Raw genomic sequence first — 18,096 nt, 5'->3', positions numbered from 1 at the left:
TGGGCCAGGGCTGTGTGAAAGCCCTGACGGACGCTCAGTCCTGAATGGCCGGTTGAGGCGCTTCGACAGTGGGACGTGCAAGCACGTGGAACAGCGGCAGGAGCACTGCCCAGAGCAGGCTCAGCCCCAGCAGGGTCGGCCATAGGCCGTAGGCAAAGGTCACTCCGGCCAAGCGGCCCCCGGCGTAGTAGGACAGCGGTCCGCACAGCGCCCCGAGGATGCAGGCCAGCCACCAGGGACGTGCTGTCCATGCCAGGCAATGGCGCAGAGTGGTGCCCAGCAACATCCAGAGCAGCATCAGCCAGAGGGGAATCAGCAGGCTCACTTCCTTGAACTGGAGCACTCCCAGCCAGTGCAGGAAGCTGTCCAGGGTGATGCCGATCAGGGCGATGCCGACAATCATTCGACCTTCCCCGGCCCAACTGCCGATCCAGCGTAAATGCGCCAGCAGGATGGCTACCCCCAGCAGCAGCCAGGGGCTGTCGCCAGACAGCACGCAGATGAACCAGCCCAGCTGGAACAGCAGGGCGTTGGCCAGTTGCTTACGCATCGAAACGGCCCAGCAAGGGTTGCGGCACTGCCGAGGGCTTGGCCAGGAGCATCTGCGCGGTGCCGATGCTGCGCTCCAGAAAGCCGCCTTCGCAGTAGCACAGGTAGAACTCCCACAGCCGCAGAAAGTACGGGTCATAGCCCAGCTCGCTCAGGCGACCGTGGGCGCGCCGGAAGTTCTCGTGCCACAGGCGCAGGGTACGGGCGTAGTGCAGGCCGAAGTCCTCCATGTGCAACAGATTCATGTCGGTGTCGCGACCGACCACTTCAAGCATTTTCTGCACGCTGGGCAGGGCGCCGCCGGGGAAGATGTAGCGTTGGATGAAGTCCACGCCGTTCTTCGCCTGTTCGTAGCGCTGGTCGCGGATGGTGATGGCCTGCAGCAGCATCAGGCCGTTGCTTTTCAGCAACAGAGCGCACTGCTTGAAGTAGGTGGGCAGGAAACGATGGCCCACGGCTTCGATCATTTCGATGGACACCAGCTTGTCGTATTGCCCGGTGAGGTCGCGATAGTCCTCCAGTAGCAGGGTGACGCGATCCTGCAGGCCGGCGGCGTCGATGCGTTGCCGGGTAAAGGCGAACTGCTCCTTGGACAGGGTGGTGGTGGTCACGCGGCAGCCGTAATGCTGGGCTGCATACAGCGCCATGCTGCCCCAGCCGGTGCCGATCTCCAGCAGGTGATCCTCGGGCTGCAAGGCGAGCTTCTGGCAGATGCGTTCCAGCTTGTTCAACTGGGCCTGCTCCAGGCTGTCGTCGTCGCTGCGAAACTGTGCGGCGGAATACATCATGGTGGGATCGAGAAACTGCTCGAACAGCTCATTGCCGAGGTCGTAGTGGGCGGCGATGTTTTTCTGCGAGCCTTTGCGGGTGTTGCGATTGAGCCAGTGCAGACCGCGCACCAGGGGCCGACCGAGTCGCGCCAGGCCGCCTTCCATGGCGTCCAGTACCTCAAGGTTGCTGACGAATACGCGGATCACCGCCGTGAGATCCGGAGTGCTCCAGTAGCCATGGATAAAGGCCTCGCCGGCGCCGATCGAACCGCTGCTGGCCACCAGCCCCCAGACGCTGCTGTCATGAATGTGGATTTCCCCGATCAGGGGCGCGCTGTTGCTGCCGAAGACCAGGCGCTCGCCGTCTTCGACGATCAGCAGTTGCCCGTGCTTGAGTTGCCCCAGTTGTCGCAGTACGCCACGGCGCAGCAGGCTGGCAGTGAGGCTGTGGGTGCTGAACAGGGTGTTTCTGGCCGATACGCTAGAGGATTTCATGGCGGCGATCCTTGGGTTGTACAGCGGCTGTGCGATAGGCGCCGTCGGCAGCCTCGTGGGGAAAGAACTTGATGCCCTTAGCGGCCAGGCGCAGGGCCTGCCAGTAGATCGCCAGGCAGGTCTTGGCGGTCATCCACGGAAAGCGCAGCAGATACTGGTGCAGGCTGCGGCGGTCCAGGGGCTGGCGTTGCAGGCTGAGAGTGGCGTCGAACACCTTGAGCTCGCCCTGCCAGTCGGCCATGTGCACCCCGAGCCGTTCGGCCGGGGGGCTGAAGCTCATGCGGTACTCAAGGTCCCGCGGTAGAAACGGCGACACGTGAAAGGCCTTGGTCACGGCGAAGTGCTGGTGCTCGGGAGCGGTGGCGCTGCCTGGGCGGGCCGGCAGTACATAGTGGTAGCGCTCGCGCCAGGGGGTGTTGGTGACCTCGCAGAGAATCGCCGCCAGTTGCCCGTCGGCCTCGAAGCAGTAGAAGAAACTCACCGGGTTGAACGCCAGGCCCCAGCTGCGAACCTGGGTCAGCAGGCGCACTGAGCCCCCGGGCACATGACCGATCGCCTCAGCCACTTGCTGGCGTACGGCGTCGATCAGGCGCATGCCCTGGCCGGTGAAGCCCTTGAGGTAGTCGCTTTCGCGGAAGGCGAACGGCGCGAAGCGACTCTGGCCTGCCAGGGGCGAAAGCCCCAGCACCCTGTCCTGCTCTTCCAGATCCAGGTACAGCAGGCCGATCCGGTAGCGGAAGGCATGGCCCTTGGGGGCAAAGCGCCGATGGCTGATCCAGCCGCTGTACAGGGCGCTGTTCACAGTTGTTCACCAAAGGCCTGGGCCACGCGCAGCGCGCTGACCACACCGTCCTCGTGGAAACCGTTGGCCCAGTAGGCGCCGCAGTAGAAGCTGTGCTGGGCGCCTTGCAGTTCACCCCAGCGCCCCTGGGCCGCTACCGCGCCGAGGCTGTATTGCGGGTGGGCGTAAGTGAAGCGGGCGAGGATCTGCGTCGGATCGATGGCGGCGGTCTGGTTGAGGCTGACGCAGAAGGTGGTGTCACTCTTCAGACCTTGCAGAATGTTCATGTCGTAGGTCACGGCGGCAGCTTTCTCGCCGCTGGCGTCGAGGCGGTAGTTCCAGCTGGCCCAGGCCAGGCGCCGCCGAGGCAGCAGCCGGGTATCGGTGTGCAGCACCACTTCGTTGTCGGCGTAGGGCAGGGCCTGGAGAATCTCCCGTTCGGCCCGGCTGGGGCTGGCCAGCAGCTGCAGGGCCTGGTCGCTGTGACAGGCGAACACCACCTTGTCGAAACGCTCGCTGCCCGCAGCGCTGTGGATCACCACGCCCAGTTCGTCACGCTCGACTCGCTGCACCGGGCAGTCGAGGCGGATGTGCTGGCGGAACGCGGCGGTCAGCGGCTCGATGTAGCGGCTTGAGCCGCCTTCGATCACGCACCACTGCGGACGATTGCTCACCGACAGCAGGCCGTGGTTCTTGAAAAAACGCACAAAGAACTGCAGGGGAAAACCCAGCATCTGCACCCGCGACATCGACCAGATCGCCGAGCCCATGGGCACGATGTAATGCTGGATGAAACGCTCGCCGTAGCTCTGGTCCCGGAGGTAGTCGCCGAGGGTGGTGTCAGCGCTGATGCGTTGCTGCTGCAAGTCGCGCAGGGCCGCTTTGTTGAAGCGCAGAATGTCCCGCAGCATGCCCCAGAACCCGGGCGACAGCAGGTTGCGGCGCTGGGCGAAGAGGCTGTTGAGGTTGTTGCCGTTGTACTCCAGGCCCGAGGCCGGATCGCACACCGAGAAACTCATTTCGGTGGGTTTGAACTTGACCCCGATCTGCCCCAGCAGGCGGATGAAGTTGGGGTAGGTCCAGTCGTTGAAGACGATGAAACCGGTGTCCACGGCCTGGGTTTCGCCGTTCAGGCTGACATCCAGGGTATGGGTGTGGCCGCCGATCCAGCTGCCGGCCTCATAGACCCGAATGTCATGGCGACGGTTCAGGACGTAGGCGCAGGTCAGGCCGGCGATGCCGCTACCGATAATGGCGATTTTCACGATGCATTCCCCGTGCGGGCCAGGCGTTTGGCGATGGCCAGTTGCAGGCGGCCGGGCAGCCAGGACAGCAGCTTGAGGCCGAAGATGAACGGGGCGGGGAAAGCGATCTCCAGATCCCGGCGTGACAGATGCTTGTGGATGTGTCGGGCGGCCCTCTCGGCGGACCAACTCATGGGCATGGCAAAGTCGTTGCGCGCGGTCAGCGGGGTATCGACGAACCCGGGGCTGACCACGGTGACGTCGATGCCCTCGGCGGCCAGGTCAATGCGCAAGGATTGCAGCAGGTAGCGCAAGGCGGCCTTTGAAGCACCATAGGCGCCGGCCCGTGGCAGCGGCAGATAGGTCACGGAACTGGCCACGCCCACCAGATGGGGGCGATTGCCGGCGCGCAGCAGCGGCAGCGCAGCCTCGATGCAATAACTGGCGGACAGCAGGTTGCTGTTCAGCACACGCTCGATCAACGCCGCGTCGAATTGCTGCACATCGATGTATTCACAGGTCCCGGCATTGAGGATCGCCGTGTCCAGGGCACCCCAGGCCTGGGCGATGCGCTTGCCGATCTCGCGCACCTGCAGGGCGTCGGTGAGATCGCCGGGCACCACCAGCACCCGGCCCGGATAACGCAGGGCCAGCGCTTCCAGGGGCTCGCGCGAGCGAGCACTGATGGCCACTTGGGCGCCGGTCTTGAGCAGTTCTTCGGCCAGCGCCGCACCGATGCCGCTGCTGGCACCGGTGAGCCAGATCCGCCGGGGCATTGCAGGGTTCATCCGAGCCTCCTTTTCAGCCAGGCGATCACCGCACCGAGCACGGGCAGGTGTTCATAGAGCAAGGCACCGGCGTCGAAATAGTCCCGGTGGCGGTAGACCTTGCCGTCGCGCCAGTGCAGGTGCGAGCAGCCGGGGACCCGGATCATCTGGCCGCCCTTGAGGCGCGGGTGGCAGTAGCTCATGGTCCAGCGCAGATAGCCTTGGTCCTCGCCGCAGGGGTCCGCGCCATGGAAGTCGAAGCGCAGTTCGCTGACGTTGGCGTACAGCTCGGCAAAGTAGTGCCGCAAGCGCGGCAGGCCATTGATCTCGTGCAGCGGGTCGGTGAACTGGATGTCCTCGCTGTAGAGCTGGTCCAGGCGTTGCAAGCTGTGCTTGTCGAGGCTGGAGAAATCCCGGGCAAAGCGCTCGAGGAAGTCATTCATGGGCGTCTCCCGCATCCAGGCGCGAAGGCAGGGCTTTGAACGCCGCCAGAGCTCGATCCCGGGACATCGACAGGTTGACCATGGGCGCCGGGTAATCGGCGACAGCGAACAGCCCGCCCATGGCGCCAGGGTTGTGGATATCTTTTTTGTTCAACCCCGCCAGTTGTGGCAACCAGTGCTTGATGAAGCGTCCTTCCGCGTCGAAGCGTTCCGACTGGCTGACCGGGTTGAAGATGCGGAAGTAGGGTGCGGCGTCGGTGCCGGTGGAGGAGCTCCACTGCCAACCGCCATTGTTCGCCGCCAGGTCTCCGTCGATCAGGTGGCGCATGAAGAAACGCTCGCCTTCACGCCAGTCGATCAACAGGTTCTTGGTCAGGAACATGGCCACCACCATCCGCAGGCGATTGTGCATCCAGCCGGTTTCCAGCAGTTGGCGCATGGCGGCATCGATGATCGGCAGGCCGGTGCGGCCTTCCTGCCAGGCAGCGAGTTCCTCGGGTGCGTCGCGCCAGGCCACGGCTTCGGTTTCCGGACGGAAGGCGCGGTGCCGGGAAACCCTCGGGTAGCCCAACAGGATGTGTTTGTAGAACTCGCGCCACAGCAGTTCGTTGATCCAGGTGACGGCACCGGGATTACCGCTTTCGAACTCTCCCTGGTTACAGCGCAAGGCGGCGTGCAGGCACTGTCGGGGCGAGATCACCCCGGCGGCGAGGTAGGGCGAGAGTTGACTGGTGCCGGGCTTGGCCGGGAAGTCGCGTTCGCTCTGGTAGTAGTTGATCTGCTCGTCGGTGAACTGTTCCAGACGGCCCAGGGCTTCATCTTCACCTGCGGGCCAGAGGTCACGCAGAGCCTGGCTGGGCTGCGGGAAACCTTCGATCCGGCGCGGCAACGGGTCGGCATTGATCGAGAGTGGCAGTTGCGCCCTGGGGCCGCTCACCAAGGGCGGGAGTGCGCTGTGCAGGCGGCTGTAGCAGACTTTGCGGAACTGGCTGAAGACCTGGAAGTAGCCGCCGCTCTTGGTCAGCACGGTGCCGGGTTGGAACAGTAATTGATCGAGGTAGCTCTGGACGCTGATGTCGGCTTCTTCCAGGACCCGGGTCACGGCGGCATCGCGGCGGCTCTCGTGAATGCCGTACTCCTGGTTGAAGTGCAGCATGCGTACCTGCAGTTGCCGGCACAGTTCCAGCAGCACCTGGGGTGCCTGGTCCCAGGTGCTGGCGCTGCGGATCAGCAAGGGTATGTTCAAGCGGCCCAGGGCGCTGCTCAGGGTTTGCAGGTTGCGCAGCCAGAAGTCGACCTTGCACGGTGCATCATCATGGTCTTGCCACTGTTCCGGGCTGAGCAGGTACACGGCCACGGTGGGGCCACGCTGGGCGGCGGCGCTCAGGGCGGTGTTGTCATGTAGGCGCAGGTCGCTGCGCAGCCAGATCAATTGCATGCTGATTCCCGGTTCAGAAGAGTCCTCGCTCAAGCAGTGCCTGGCAGGCCGAGATCGGGTCCTGGGCCAGGTACAGATCAGCGATTTCAGTGATACATACGGACCAGTCGGCGGGGTGGATGCACACCGCGGGGCCGGCAATGATTTTTTTGCAGGCAATGCCGTTGAGCAGCCTGGGCAACAGCGCGGGATTGAGCGCTTTGCTGGAATACAGCAGCAGGCCGCGGGCTTGCAGGCGTTCGATGGCCAGGGACAGTTCGGCGCCGGGCAACGGCCAGTCGAAGACCTCCACCGGGCAGTCGGCGCTGCTGGCCAGCCAGGCGGTCAGCCACAGATGGGGTTCCAGGGCCAGGTCCGACTGGTTGACCAGCAGCAGTGGAGGGCCCTGCAGTTGGCGGTTGTTGTGGTAGATCCGCGCCCCCAGCTTGCTGCGTAGCCAGGAATAGAAGAACACCTGCTCCATCTGGCTGCCGAACTGGCCCTGCCAGTGCTGTTCCAGCTCCGCCAGCAATGGCATCAGCAAGTGCTCGCACAGGGTGCGGGGCGGGTACAGGGCCATGGCCTGATTGAAGGTGTCGTCGACCTTGCGTTCCGCCAATTGGCTGATGGCCAGGCTCAGGGTCTGGCGCAGGCGCTGCCAGTCATTCTCGGCCGGTGTGCTGATGCTTGGGGCGCTGTCCAGCAAGTGCTTGACCTGGCTGACCGCGACCCCGCGATTGAGCCAGGTAAGAATGGTCAGGATTTCTTGCACCTGATCCTGGGAATACAGGCGATGGCCCTTGGGCGTACGCAGGGGCACGATCAATCCGTAGCGGCGCTCCCAGGCGCGCAGGGTGACGGCGTTGACCCCGGTCTGGCGCGCCACTTCGCGAATCGGCAGCCATCCCTGTTCCAGGGCGCGTCGGTACTGGGCGCTGTTGTCGGCTTCTTGAGCGAGTTGTTTCATGGCTCAGATCGCGTTGCGCAGGCTGAGATTTTCCGGATGTGGCTGCAGATATAACTGCTGCGCGATGTAGGGATCGGGGTGTTGGCGAAAGTGGTGCTTGAGCAGGGTCAGCGGCACGACTAGAGGCACGATGCCGTGGCGGTATTGGCCGATTACGTGTTGCACTTCCTGCTTGTCCTCGGCGCTGATGGACTGCTTGAGATAGCCGCTCAGGTGCTGCAGGACATTGCTGTGGGTGCCACGGGTCGCGCATTTGCTCAATGCTGCCATCAGTTCACTGAAGTAGCGCGGGCCGATCAGGGTCGGATCGCCCTTGCCCATGCTGCCCAGCAGATTGCCCAGGGTCTTGTACTGTACGGGATGGTGAGCCATCAGCAGGTATTTGCAGCGCGAGTGGAAGTCGGTGAGGGCGCGGCGGGTCAGGCCTTGCTTGAGCAGCGCCTGCCAGTCGCGATAGACGTAGACCCGGGTCAGGAAGTTTTCCCGCAGTACCGGGTCGTTCAGGCGTCCGGCTTCTTCCACCGGCAGATTGGGATGCTGTGCGCAGAATGCCTGGGCATAGACGCCCCGGCCGCCGTTTCTATGGGGAATGCCGTTGGCCTGGTACACCTTGACCCGCTCCAGCCCGCAGGATGGTGAGTTCTGCATGAAGATGTAGCCACAGATATCGCCTACCTGGGCCGCCATGCGCTCGCCATATTCCGCCAGGGGCAGGGTGACATCCAGGCTGGCATCCACGGTGCCTACGGCCCGAGGTTGCTCGGGGTCGCCGACCAGTCGAATAGGTTCGCGGGGGGTGCCCATGCCGATCGCAACTTCTGGACACAGAGGCACGAAATCGAAGTAGTCACTGAGTACTCGGCTGCACAGACGAGACTCCTTGTGTCCACCGTTGTAGCGGACCTCGACGCCCATCAGGCAGGCGCTGATGGCAATTTTCGGCTTGGTGGACATGGTGCAACCTCCGGGGCTTACCTGTACAAAAAAGCAACGTTGTACAACTTGTCTTCATCATAGGATTAAAGTTGTACAAGTCAAATTATTTGTATAGGTATTGCTCGATAGGTTGTCGGGTTATTGCCAGCCCATTCGCCAGTCGCTGTCGTTGAGCAGGGTTTGCCAATTCAGGCGCTGGCTGCGTCGGGTGAGTACGGCTTGCAGTTCGATGTCCAGCACGGTGCCTTCTTCGTCGCAGAAAAGCTCGGTGACCAGGAAGTGTTTCTCGCGGTGTTGCGGGTGGGCTGCTGTCCATTTCGACAGCAGCAGTTTGCGCGGGTTGAGTCGATTCACTGCAGGCTCTCGTGCAAACGGCGTGCGGCTTCCTGGCCACTGAGCCAAGCGCCTTCGACCCGACCGGACAGGCACCAGTCACCACATACGTACAGCCCCAGGTCGGCGTCGGCCAGCGCGCCCCATTCATGGCTGGTTGCCGGTCGGGCGTAGAGCCAGCGATGGGCCAGGCTGAAGGTCGGGGCAGGCATGACGCTGTGCAGCAATTCGGCGAAGGCGCCGTGCAGTTGCTCGGTCACGGCCTCTTTGCTGAGGTCAATGTGTTGCCGGCTCCAGGCACTGGTGGCATGCAGAATCCAGGTGTCGAGATGGCTGTCGCGTCCGGGTTTGCTGCGGTTGCGGGCCAGCCAGTCCAGTGGGCTGTCCTGGACGAAGCAACCCTCCATGGGGGTTTCCAGGGGCGTATCGAAGGCCAGGGCGACCGCCCAGGTCGGGTCCATTTTCACCCCGGCGGCGACTCCGGCGAGCTTCGGCGCGGCTGCCAGCAGGGCCGTGGCCTGGGGCGCCGGAGTGGCGATCACCACGTGGCTGAAGGGACCATGGGTAAAGCCTTCGGCGTCCTGCAGGTGCCAGTGTTGTTCGCCGCGGAAGACTTCCGTGATGCGGCAGGCAAAGTGCACTTCCAGGTCGCCGATCAGGGCGCGAGTGATGGCGCTCATGCGCGGCGTGCCGACCCAGCGAGTCTGTTCATCGGGAGAAGGACTGAGTTGTCCGCCATGGGAGTTGTAGAGTTGCGGCGCCCATTCGGCGACCCAGCCCTTGGCTTGCCAGCGCTGGACTTCGGTCACGAAACGGCGGTCGCGGGCGGTAAAATACTGGGCCCCCAGGTCCAGGCTGCCGGCATCGCTGCGTTTGCTCGACATACGCCCACCACTGCCGCGGCTTTTGTCGAAGAGTTGGACGCTGTGCCCGGCATCTCGAAGTGCCTGGGCGGCGGAGAGTCCGGCGATGCCGGTACCAATGATTGCGATGGGTACTGTCATAGGGGCCTCGTTTACCATTCTGTACAGATTACGCCGCTACTAAAACCTGTACAATATTGTTATTTGGTATAGCTTTCGGCGTCATCGGTTGGGCAGGTTGTCTATCGTTAGATAACAGCCTGTCCGCTTGAAAAGATCCCTGCTTATAAAAATAGACTAGTGATTCGGGTAAAACGCCACGTGAGGAAGATGTCATGCATATATTGCTGACCGGCGGTACTGGTTTGATCGGGCGTGCACTGTGTCGTCATTGGCAGGCCCAGGGTCACCAGCTAAGTGTATGGACTCGCCAACCCGAAAAAGTTGCCGCCCTGTGCGGTCCCCAGGTACGGGCCATCAAGACTTTGCAAGAGCTGGACCAGACGCCGTTGGACGCGGTGATCAATCTGGCCGGAGCACCGATTGCCGATCGACCCTGGACCCACAAGCGCAAGGCGCTGCTATGGAACAGTCGTATCACCCTCACCGAAACCCTGCTGGCCTGGCTTGAAAGTCGCGAGCAAAAGCCACGGGTACTGGTCTCTGGATCGGCAGTGGGTTGGTACGGCGACGGTGGCGAGCGGGAGCTGAGCGAGGATTCGCCTCCGGTCAACGAGGACTTTGCCAGCCAGTTGTGCATTGCCTGGGAAGAAACTGCCCAGCGTGCCGAAGCCATGGGCGTGCGTGTGGTGCTGGTGCGCACTGGTTTGGTGCTGGCGGCCGAGGGCGGCTTTTTGTCGCGCCTGCTGCTGCCGTTCAAGCTGGGGCTGGGCGGGCCGATTGGCAACGGCCGTCAGTGGATGCCGTGGATTCATATCGACGACCAAATCGCTCTGATTGATTTTCTTGTGCATCAGGATGAGGCACGTGGTCCCTATAATGCCTGCGCGCCGAAGCCGGTGCGCAACCGCGAATTCGCCAAGAGCCTGGGGCGCGTGCTGCGCCGGCCGGCGCTGATACCGCTGCCGGCTTTTGTCTTGCGCCTGGCGCTGGGTGAGTTGTCGTTGCTGTTGCTGGGTGGCCAGCGTGCCGTTCCCGCGCGGTTGCTGGAGGCAGGATTCACTTTCCAGTTCACTGATTTGTCCGCGGCCCTGGACGATGTGTCCAGCCGCCTTTGAAATAGGACGTTGCATGACCGATCACGCGTTGCTCCTGGTCAATCTCGGTTCGCCGGCCTCCACCTCGGTGGCGGATGTGCGCAGCTACCTCAACCAATTCCTCATGGACCCCTATGTCATCGACCTGCCCTGGCCGGTGCGGCGCTTGCTGGTGTCGCTGATCCTGATCAAGCGCCCGGAGCAGTCCGCCCACGCCTATGCGTCGATCTGGTGGGAGGAGGGTTCGCCGCTGGTGGTGCTCAGCCGCCGGCTGCAACAGGTGATGAGCGAGCAGTGGAAGCAGGGCCCGGTGGAGTTGGCGATGCGTTACGGCGAGCCTTCGATCGAGTCGGCGCTGCTCAAGCTGGTGGCCCAGGGACAGAAGAAAATCACCCTGGCACCGCTCTATCCACAGTTCGCCGACAGTACCGTGACTACGGTGATCGAAGAGGCCAAGCGCGTGGTGCGCGAGCGCAAGCTGGATGTGCAGTTCAGCGTGTTGCAACCCTTCTACGATCAGCCGGAGTACATCGAGGCCCTGGCGGCCAGTGCCAAACCGTACCTGGCCCAGGAACATGATCACCTGCTGCTCAGCTTTCACGGCCTGCCGGAGCGTCACCTGACCAAGCTGGACCCTACCGGCCAGCATTGCTTCAAGGACGCCGATTGCTGCCGCAATGCATCTGCGGCGGTATTGGCCACCTGTTATCGCGCCCAGTGCATGCGGACGGCGTCGGCCCTGGCCGCGTACCTGGGGTTGGCGGATGGCACATGGTCTGTGTCGTTCCAGTCGCGTTTGGGACGGGCCAAATGGATCGAGCCTTACACCGAGGCGCGGCTTGATGAATTGGCCAAGCAGGGGGTGAAGAAGGTCATGGTGATGTGCCCGGCATTTGTCGCCGATTGCATCGAGACCCTGGAGGAAATTGGTGATCGCGGTCTTGAGCAGTTCCGCGAAGCCGGAGGGGAGGATCTGGTGTTGATCCCGTGCCTGAATGACGACCCGCAATGGGCTCAGGCCTTGAACACCTTGTGCGCCAGGGCGCCGTTGGCGTTGTAAACAGCTTCGCCGGCAAGCCGGCTCCTACGGAGCAGACTTGCCGGCGAACGCGTCTTCAGATCAGAGGCTCGTCGGCCTTCTTGTTCTTCCAGCCGTCGTTACCCGGCAGCACCAGGTTCAGCACAATGGCGACGATGGCGCACAGGGCGATGCCCTTGAGGCCGAAGTCGTCCGGACCGGTACCGGTTCCCACCAGTACGCCGCCGATGCCGAACACCAGGGTCACCGAAACGATCACCAGGTTGCGGGCTTCCCCCAGATCGATCTTGTGACGGATCAGGGTGTTCATGCCCACCGCTGCAATCGAACCGAACAGCAGGCAGAGAATCCCGCCCATCACGGGTACCGGGATGCTTTGCAGCAGCGCGCCGAACTTGCCGATAAAGGCCAGGGTGATGGCGAAGACCGCCGCCCAGGTCATGATTTTCGGGTTGTAGTTCTTGGTCAGCATCACCGCACCAGTGACTTCGGCATAGGTGGTGTTGGGCGGGCCGCCGAACAGGCCGGCAGCGGTGGTGGCGATGCCGTCACCGAACAGGGTGCGATGCAGGCCGGGTTTCTTCAGGTAGTCGCGACCGGTGACGCTGCCGACGGCAATCACACCGCCGATGTGTTCGATGGCCGGAGCCAGGGCGACCGGGACAATGAACAGGATCGCCTGCCAGTTGAACTCCGGAGCAGTGAAATGCGGCAGTGCCAGCCAGGGAGCGGCGGCGATCTTCGCGGTGTCCACCACGCCGAAGTAGAAGGACAGGGCAAAGCCCACCAGCACCCCGGAAATGATCGGTACGAGACGGAAGATGCCTTTGCCGAACACCGCGACAATCAGCGTGGTGAGCAGCGCCGGCATCGAGATCATCATCGCCGTCTGGTAATGAATCAGCTCGCTGCCATCGCCAGCCTTGCCCATGGCCATGTTGGCGGCGATCGGGGCCATGGCCAGGCCGATGGAGATGATCACCGGGCCGATGACCACGGGTGGCAGCAGACGGTCGATGAAACCGGTGCCCTTGATCTTCACCGCCAGCCCCAGAAAGGTGTAGACGAAGCCTGCCGCCATCACCCCGCCCATGGTCGCCGCGAGGCCGAACTGGCCCTTGGCGAGAATGATCGGGGTGATGAAGGCAAAGCTCGACGCCAGGAAGACCGGCACCTGGCGTCCGGTCACTACCTGGAACAACAGAGTCCCGAGACCCGCCGTGAACAGCGCCACGTTCGGGTCAAGACCGGTAATCAGCGGCATCAACACCAGGGCGCCAAAGGCCACGAAGAGCATCTGCGCGCCAGACAATACCTGGCGCCAGAGCGGATCGTTGAACTCGTCCTGCATGATCAGGAGTCCTTCTGCTTGGTGCCGAAGATCTTGTCACCGGCATCACCCAGACCTGGAATGATGTAGCCATGCTCGTTGAGCTTCTGATCGATGGAAGCGGTGTAGATGGTCACGTCCGGGTGGGCCTTTTCCACGGCGGCGATGCCTTCCGGGGCGGCCACCAGGACCATGGCGCGGATATCCCGGCAGCCGGCTTTTTTCAGCAGGTCGATGGTGGCGACCATGGAGCTGCCGGTGGCCAGCATCGGGTCGATGATCATCGCCAGACGTTCGTCGATCTCCGGAACCAGTTTTTCCAGGTAGGTGTGGGCCTGCAGGGTTTCTTCGTTGCGGGCCACGCCCACGGCGCTGACCTTGGCGCCCGGGATCAGGCTCAGCACGCCTTCGAGCATGCCGATACCGGCGCGCAGGATCGGTACTACGGTAATCTTCTTGCCGGCGATTTTCTCGACCTGGACAGGGCCGCACCAGCCTGGAATCTCGTAGCTTTCCAGGGGCAGGTCTTTGGTGGCTTCGTACGTCAGCAGGGCACCGACTTCCTGAGCGAGCTCGCGAAAGTTCTTCGTGCTAATGTCTGCGCGGCGCATAAGGCCAAGTTTGTGTCGGATCAGCGGATGGCGGATCTCACGGATGGGCATAGGGAAAGGCTCCGGCGGCGGGCAAAAAAAACGGCCTAGATTAATCTATCCGGGGTTGTTGTCCTATAGACATAAAGTACGTTAGTCCAGAAACGCTTGATCTGATCGGGCCGGATGCGTACCTTTGCCCGCTTTTCCGAAACTGCCACCCCCTTGGAGAGCGCCATGTCCGCTGATCTCGAGCATATCCGTCAAATCATGCGCGAGGCTGACTGCCTGTACACCGAAGCTGAAGTCGAGGCGGCCATCGCCCGTGTCGGTGCACAAATCACTGAAGAACTGGCTGAGCGCAATCCGGTGGTGTTCTGCGTCATGAACGGCGGCCTGATCTTCGCCGGCAAACTGCTGACCCACCTGCAGTTCCCCCTGGAAGCCTCCTACCTGCACGCCACTCGTTATCGCAACGAAACCAGCGGCGGCGAGCTGTTCTGGAAGTCCAAGCCGGAAGTCTCCTTTATTGATCGCGACGTGCTGATCATCGACGACATTCTTGATGAAGGTCACACCCTGGGCGCCATCATCGACTTCTGCAAGCACGCCGGTGCCCGTGCAGTACACACCGCGGTGCTGATCGACAAGGAACACGATCGCAAGGCCCGTCCGGACCTGAAGGCCGACTACATGGGCCTGCCTTGCGTCGACCGTTACGTCTTCGGCTACGGCATGGATTACAAAGGCTACTGGCGCAACGCAGCCGGCATTTACGCCGTGAAGGGGATGTAAGACATGTCCGGGCCGAGCTTTCTCGATCAAGCGTTGTTCAGCGACCTGGCTGAGAAGGCCTCGGCCAATCCCCGTGGTCGTCAGCATCACAACTTCCATGCCATGGAAGAGCCCTGCCATCGCATGGCAGTGGCGCTGCAACCTTGCACCTACGTTCCGCCGCACCGGCACCTGAGTGCCGACAAGGCCGAGACCCTGCTGGTGCTCAAGGGGCGGCTTGGCGTGCTGATTTTCGATGAAGCGGGCCAGGTCCAGGGCAAACGGGTCTTGCAGGCCGGTGGTGACTGCATCGGTGTTGATCTGCCGGCCGGGGTCTTCCATGGTCTGGTGGTGCTTGAGCCCGACAGCCTGATGTTCGAGTGCAAGGCCGGGCCTTACCGTCCGGTGGGCGAGGGCGAGCAGGCCAGTTGGGCCCCTCGGGAAGGCGAACCCGGTGTGGCGCAATACCAGGCCTGGATGCGCGCGCAATTCGACTGATGGTGTGCCCCGCTTGTCGCATCCGCAGCCTGGGGCAGTCGCCTCAGACTGCGGCGCAGGATTTGCGGTAAAAACCCGTGCTAGAGTGCTCAGCCCTTGATTGGAGCCTGTCATGAGCCTGTTGATTCGCACTAGCGCGGCCCTTCTTCTGAGCTTGAGCCTACCCCTGGCAGCCGCCCCGGCGCCCCTGCATGGGCAATTTCTGCCGCCTGACGACCTGACTCTGCGCGACTCGGTCCCTGAACAGCAGCAGCTGTTGCAGGTCACCGAGTATTCCGTGGTGATCGGCAGCCAGCGCCAATCCAATCAGCAGCCGATTCCGGTGACATCGCCGGTATGGGTGCGACTCAAGGGCAAGCCGCTGAACAAGGGCGCCACCATCAGCCAGGTGCTGGTGAATTTCGATGGTGAAAGCAAAAGCCTGAAAAAGCCCCAGTACGATGCCAAGTCCAGAACCCTGACCTTGTATTACCCCCTGGCCCAGTACCGGGCGGTGATGGACCTGTTGCGTAACGACACTGTGTATTGCCAGTTCCTCAGTTATGCCAATGGCCATATCTGGGCTGACTTGCACACCGGCAGCGTGCGTCCGCGTTGAGGCCTGAGGCGGGCTGAGGGTAAACTGCCCGCCCCGTGAAATGTCTGCGAGCTGGAGTCGGCGATGCGTAAAGATAAGAAACAAGTGATTGGTGACGAGATCGGCGATGAGCAGATCAAGTTGTTCCTCGATTTCGAGCCGGTCGACGCCACTTCGCCGTCCCTGCACAAACTGATCAAGGCCTATCGTGGCCTGCGTATCGACGACTTTGAGCGCTTCCTGACCTTCTTCGTTGCAGCCGGTTTGGATCTGGACGGCAAGGATGAGCACGGCCAGACCTTCGTCGACCTGATCAAGGATCAGCGTAACGCCGCCGACTACATCGAACTGATGGACAACGCCCGCGGCTGAACCGCTCAAAAGGCATAAAAAAACGCCCCGTCCTTTGCAGGCCGGGGCGTTTTTTATGGGCGTCAGATCAGGCGCAGCTTTCGGTTTCCTTGCTTGGCTCGACCAGCTCCAGGCTCAGGTTATTTTCGCTGTTGATCTTGTGGTAGAGCGCCGCGTCGGTTTCCAGGACCTTTTCCCGCGCCGGGAAAATTTCCTTGAGCTTGGCAGCCCATTCGCCATTGGCCTTGGCCGGGAAGCAGCGCTCGATCAGTTCCAGCATGATCGAAACGGTCACCGAAGCACCCGGCGAAGCGCCGAGCAGGGCGGCCAGAGAGCCGTCCTTGGCCGCCACCAGCTCAGTACCGAACTGCAGGATGCCGCCTTTCTTCGGGTCCTTCTTGATGATCTGCACCCGTTGGCCGGCCACTTCCAGGCGCCAGTCTTCGGCCTTGGCCTCCGGGTAGAAGCGGCGCAGGGATTCCAGGCGCTGCTCCATGGACTGCATGACTTCGCTGACCAGGTACTTGGTCAGGTCCATGTTGTCCCGGGCCACGGCCAGCATCGGGCCGATGTTGCCGGCGCGTACCGACATCGGCAGGTCAAGGAACGAGCCATGTTTGAGGAACTTGGTGGTGAAGCCGGCATAAGGTCCGAACAGCAGGGACTTCTTGCCGTCGACCACGCGGGTGTCCAGGTGCGGCACGGACATTGGTGGCGAACCCACGGCGGCCTGGCTGTAGACCTTGGCCTGGTGCTGCTTGACCACTTCCGGGTTGTCGCAACGCAGCCACTGGCCGCTCACCGGGAAGCCGCCGAAGCCTTTGCTTTCTTCAATGCCTGAAGCCTGCAGCAGCGGCAGGGCCGCGCCACCCGCACCGAGGAACACGAACTTTGCGTCGACTTCACGGCTGTTGCCGCTGTTGACGTCCTTGATGCTCACGGTCCAACCGTTGTCCTTGTTGCGCTTGAGGCCGGTCACGCGCTTGCAGTACTTGACCTGGGCATCGGGGGCGCTGGTCAGGTGCTTGAGCAACTGGTTGGTCAAGGCGCCGAAGTTGACGTCGGTGCCGTTGATCACCCGGGTCGCGGCGATGGTTTCGTCTGCCGGGCGGCCCGGCATCATCAGCGGCATCCACTCGGCCATCTTGGCCTTGTCTTCGGTGTATTCCATGTCCGCGAAGGCATGGTGCTGGCTCAGCACTTCAAAACGCTTCTTGAGGAAGGACACACCCTTGTCGCCCTGCACGAAGCTCAGGTGCGGCACTGGGCTGATGAATGACTTGGACGAGCCGAACGTGCCTTGCTTGGTCAAGTAGGACCAGAACTGCTTCGACACCTCGAACTGGGTGTTGATGTGCACGGCTTTCTTGATATCAACGCTGCCATCGGCGGCCTGTGGCGTGTAGTTCAGCTCACAGAGACCTGCGTGGCCGGTGCCGGCGTTGTTCCACGGGTTGGAACTCTCCGCGGCACCCGAATCCATCAGCTCGACGACTTCCAGCTTGATTGCGGGGTCGAGCTCTTTGAGCAGTACAGCGAGGGTGGCACTCATGATGCCGGCCCCAACCAATACGACGTCTACTGCTTCGTTATGCGCCATTAACGCGTCTCCAAAATCTGCAGCACCAAATTGACGGCATGGCTGCCAGGAGTGATGGGGCGGTTCACGTGATGCCCCAGGTTACCCATGGCCAGGATTGCCATGTCCGAATCTTCGCAATTCTTTGCAACTACTGCGGACGCTGCCAATCGGGCCTCAAGGTGCATATGAACGCATCTCGGGGAGCCTCGGGCAATTCGACTTATGGTCGATACATCCGTTCGTGCAACCAAATCCGTCAGCGGACAGGCATCAAGCGCAAGTGTCTGAGGAGGGCTCGGTCCTGTGTAATTGGGCTGTTGTAGAGGCTAATGGTGCCAGTTCAGACGCAAAACTATTCATTTGCTCGCCACACTCTTGTGAAGTTGTGAAAACCCGTTTTTTCACGCTCTTTTGAAGACGTGAACCTCAAAAAAGGGCTGCCTCGGCCTGGCACCTGGCCCGAGCGGTGTTGCCGGCATGCAAGGCATGCGGGCACAACGGGCAAACAGCTTCAGTGGCCGAGCAATGGCAGCTCTGCAGATTCGCGAAAAGTGGAGGTTTGCAAGGTGGTAC

20 protein-coding genes are annotated in these 18,096 nt (G+C 62.2%); 6 read left to right on the top strand and 14 right to left on the bottom strand.

Annotated elements, in window-relative coordinates; all coding sequences use genetic code 11:
- Nucleotides 1-34: 34 nt before the first annotated feature.
- The 11 genes from ACSSVC_RS30250 to ACSSVC_RS30200 form a co-directional block, all read right to left on the bottom strand.
- Nucleotides 35-550, bottom strand: coding sequence for a DUF2878 domain-containing protein (locus ACSSVC_RS30250; RefSeq protein ID WP_346633816.1), 516 nt, complete (start codon nt 548-550; stop codon nt 35-37).
- Nucleotides 543-1,814 carry a class I SAM-dependent methyltransferase gene (locus tag ACSSVC_RS30245; RefSeq protein ID WP_346633817.1) on the bottom strand — a complete coding sequence of 424 codons (1,272 nt, stop codon included), beginning with the start codon at nt 1,812-1,814 and terminating at the stop codon, nt 543-545. Before ACSSVC_RS30245 ends, ACSSVC_RS30250 begins: the two co-directional genes overlap by 8 nt.
- Nucleotides 1,801-2,616, bottom strand: coding sequence for a DUF1365 domain-containing protein (locus ACSSVC_RS30240; RefSeq protein ID WP_404937639.1), 816 nt, complete (start codon nt 2,614-2,616; stop codon nt 1,801-1,803). Before ACSSVC_RS30240 ends, ACSSVC_RS30245 begins: the two co-directional genes overlap by 14 nt.
- Nucleotides 2,613-3,860 carry an NAD(P)/FAD-dependent oxidoreductase gene (locus ACSSVC_RS30235; protein WP_492611809.1) on the bottom strand — a complete coding sequence of 416 codons (1,248 nt, stop codon included), beginning with the start codon at nt 3,858-3,860 and terminating at the stop codon, nt 2,613-2,615. Before ACSSVC_RS30235 ends, ACSSVC_RS30240 begins: the two co-directional genes overlap by 4 nt.
- Nucleotides 3,857-4,627, bottom strand: coding sequence for an SDR family NAD(P)-dependent oxidoreductase (locus tag ACSSVC_RS30230; RefSeq protein ID WP_346633820.1), 771 nt, complete (start codon nt 4,625-4,627; stop codon nt 3,857-3,859). The genes ACSSVC_RS30235 and ACSSVC_RS30230 overlap by 4 nt, the downstream gene beginning before the upstream one ends.
- On the bottom strand, nt 4,624-5,049 hold the full coding sequence (locus ACSSVC_RS30225; RefSeq protein ID WP_492611808.1) for a nuclear transport factor 2 family protein: 426 nt from the start codon (nt 5,047-5,049) through the stop codon (nt 4,624-4,626). The genes ACSSVC_RS30230 and ACSSVC_RS30225 overlap by 4 nt, the downstream gene beginning before the upstream one ends.
- Nucleotides 5,042-6,487, bottom strand: a complete 1,446-nt coding sequence (gene phrB / locus ACSSVC_RS30220; protein WP_492611807.1) for a deoxyribodipyrimidine photo-lyase — start codon at nt 6,485-6,487, stop codon at nt 5,042-5,044. The genes ACSSVC_RS30225 and phrB overlap by 8 nt, the downstream gene beginning before the upstream one ends.
- Nucleotides 6,488-6,500: 13 nt before the next feature.
- Complete coding sequence (locus ACSSVC_RS30215) at nt 6,501-7,433, bottom strand: MerR family transcriptional regulator (RefSeq protein WP_346633823.1); 933 nt, start codon at nt 7,431-7,433, stop codon at nt 6,501-6,503.
- Between the two features lie 3 nt (nt 7,434-7,436).
- Nucleotides 7,437-8,387, bottom strand: a complete 951-nt coding sequence (locus tag ACSSVC_RS30210) for a YbgA family protein (protein WP_346633824.1) — start codon at nt 8,385-8,387, stop codon at nt 7,437-7,439.
- 120 nt (nt 8,388-8,507) lie between these two features.
- Complete coding sequence (locus tag ACSSVC_RS30205; protein WP_346633825.1) at nt 8,508-8,723, bottom strand: TIGR02450 family Trp-rich protein; 216 nt, start codon at nt 8,721-8,723, stop codon at nt 8,508-8,510.
- Nucleotides 8,720-9,706, bottom strand: coding sequence for an NAD(P)/FAD-dependent oxidoreductase (locus ACSSVC_RS30200; RefSeq protein ID WP_346633826.1), 987 nt, complete (start codon nt 9,704-9,706; stop codon nt 8,720-8,722). The genes ACSSVC_RS30205 and ACSSVC_RS30200 overlap by 4 nt, the downstream gene beginning before the upstream one ends.
- A 194-nt stretch (nt 9,707-9,900) precedes the next feature.
- Here ACSSVC_RS30200 and ACSSVC_RS30195 point away from each other — a divergent pair, with 194 nt between their 5' ends.
- The gene (locus tag ACSSVC_RS30195) at nt 9,901-10,803 is read left to right on the top strand and encodes a TIGR01777 family oxidoreductase (RefSeq protein WP_346633827.1); all 903 of its coding nucleotides are present in this window, start codon (nt 9,901-9,903) and stop codon (nt 10,801-10,803) included.
- A 13-nt stretch (nt 10,804-10,816) separates the two neighbouring features.
- Nucleotides 10,817-11,842: a ferrochelatase gene (hemH, locus tag ACSSVC_RS30190; RefSeq protein ID WP_346633828.1), complete on the top strand. Its 1,026-nt coding sequence runs from the start codon at nt 10,817-10,819 to the stop codon at nt 11,840-11,842.
- Between the two features lie 55 nt (nt 11,843-11,897).
- Here hemH and ACSSVC_RS30185 read toward each other — a convergent pair whose 3' ends face one another.
- Nucleotides 11,898-13,172 (bottom strand): uracil-xanthine permease family protein, encoded by a 1,275-nt coding sequence (locus tag ACSSVC_RS30185; protein ID WP_016965962.1) that lies wholly within the window; start codon nt 13,170-13,172, stop codon nt 11,898-11,900.
- Nucleotides 13,173-13,174: 2 nt separating this feature from the next.
- Nucleotides 13,175-13,813: a uracil phosphoribosyltransferase gene (upp, locus tag ACSSVC_RS30180; RefSeq protein WP_346633829.1), complete on the bottom strand. Its 639-nt coding sequence runs from the start codon at nt 13,811-13,813 to the stop codon at nt 13,175-13,177.
- Nucleotides 13,814-13,978: 165 nt separating this feature from the next.
- Here upp and ACSSVC_RS30175 point away from each other — a divergent pair, with 165 nt between their 5' ends.
- From ACSSVC_RS30175 to ACSSVC_RS30160, 4 genes are all read left to right on the top strand, one after another.
- A complete protein-coding gene (locus ACSSVC_RS30175; RefSeq protein WP_042941423.1) occupies nt 13,979-14,536 on the top strand; it encodes a hypoxanthine-guanine phosphoribosyltransferase in 558 nt (185 codons plus the stop codon).
- A 3-nt stretch (nt 14,537-14,539) separates the two neighbouring features.
- The gene (locus ACSSVC_RS30170) at nt 14,540-15,013 is read left to right on the top strand and encodes a WbuC family cupin fold metalloprotein (RefSeq protein ID WP_446439130.1); all 474 of its coding nucleotides are present in this window, start codon (nt 14,540-14,542) and stop codon (nt 15,011-15,013) included.
- A 112-nt stretch (nt 15,014-15,125) separates the two neighbouring features.
- Complete coding sequence (locus ACSSVC_RS30165) at nt 15,126-15,611, top strand: hypothetical protein (protein ID WP_102860276.1); 486 nt, start codon at nt 15,126-15,128, stop codon at nt 15,609-15,611.
- Between the two features lie 63 nt (nt 15,612-15,674).
- On the top strand, nt 15,675-15,962 hold the full coding sequence (locus ACSSVC_RS30160; RefSeq protein ID WP_346633831.1) for a PA4642 family protein: 288 nt from the start codon (nt 15,675-15,677) through the stop codon (nt 15,960-15,962).
- 67 nt (nt 15,963-16,029) lie between these two features.
- On the opposite strand, the gene mqo is transcribed toward ACSSVC_RS30160, so the two are convergent.
- On the bottom strand, nt 16,030-17,541 hold the full coding sequence (gene mqo / locus ACSSVC_RS30155; RefSeq protein WP_123724802.1) for a malate dehydrogenase (quinone): 1,512 nt from the start codon (nt 17,539-17,541) through the stop codon (nt 16,030-16,032).
- Nucleotides 17,542-18,096 lie beyond the last annotated feature (555 nt).

This window comes from Pseudomonas sp. E1BtOHC1 (genome assembly GCF_058744285.1).
This window is presented reverse-complemented; position numbering and strand designations above follow the sequence as displayed.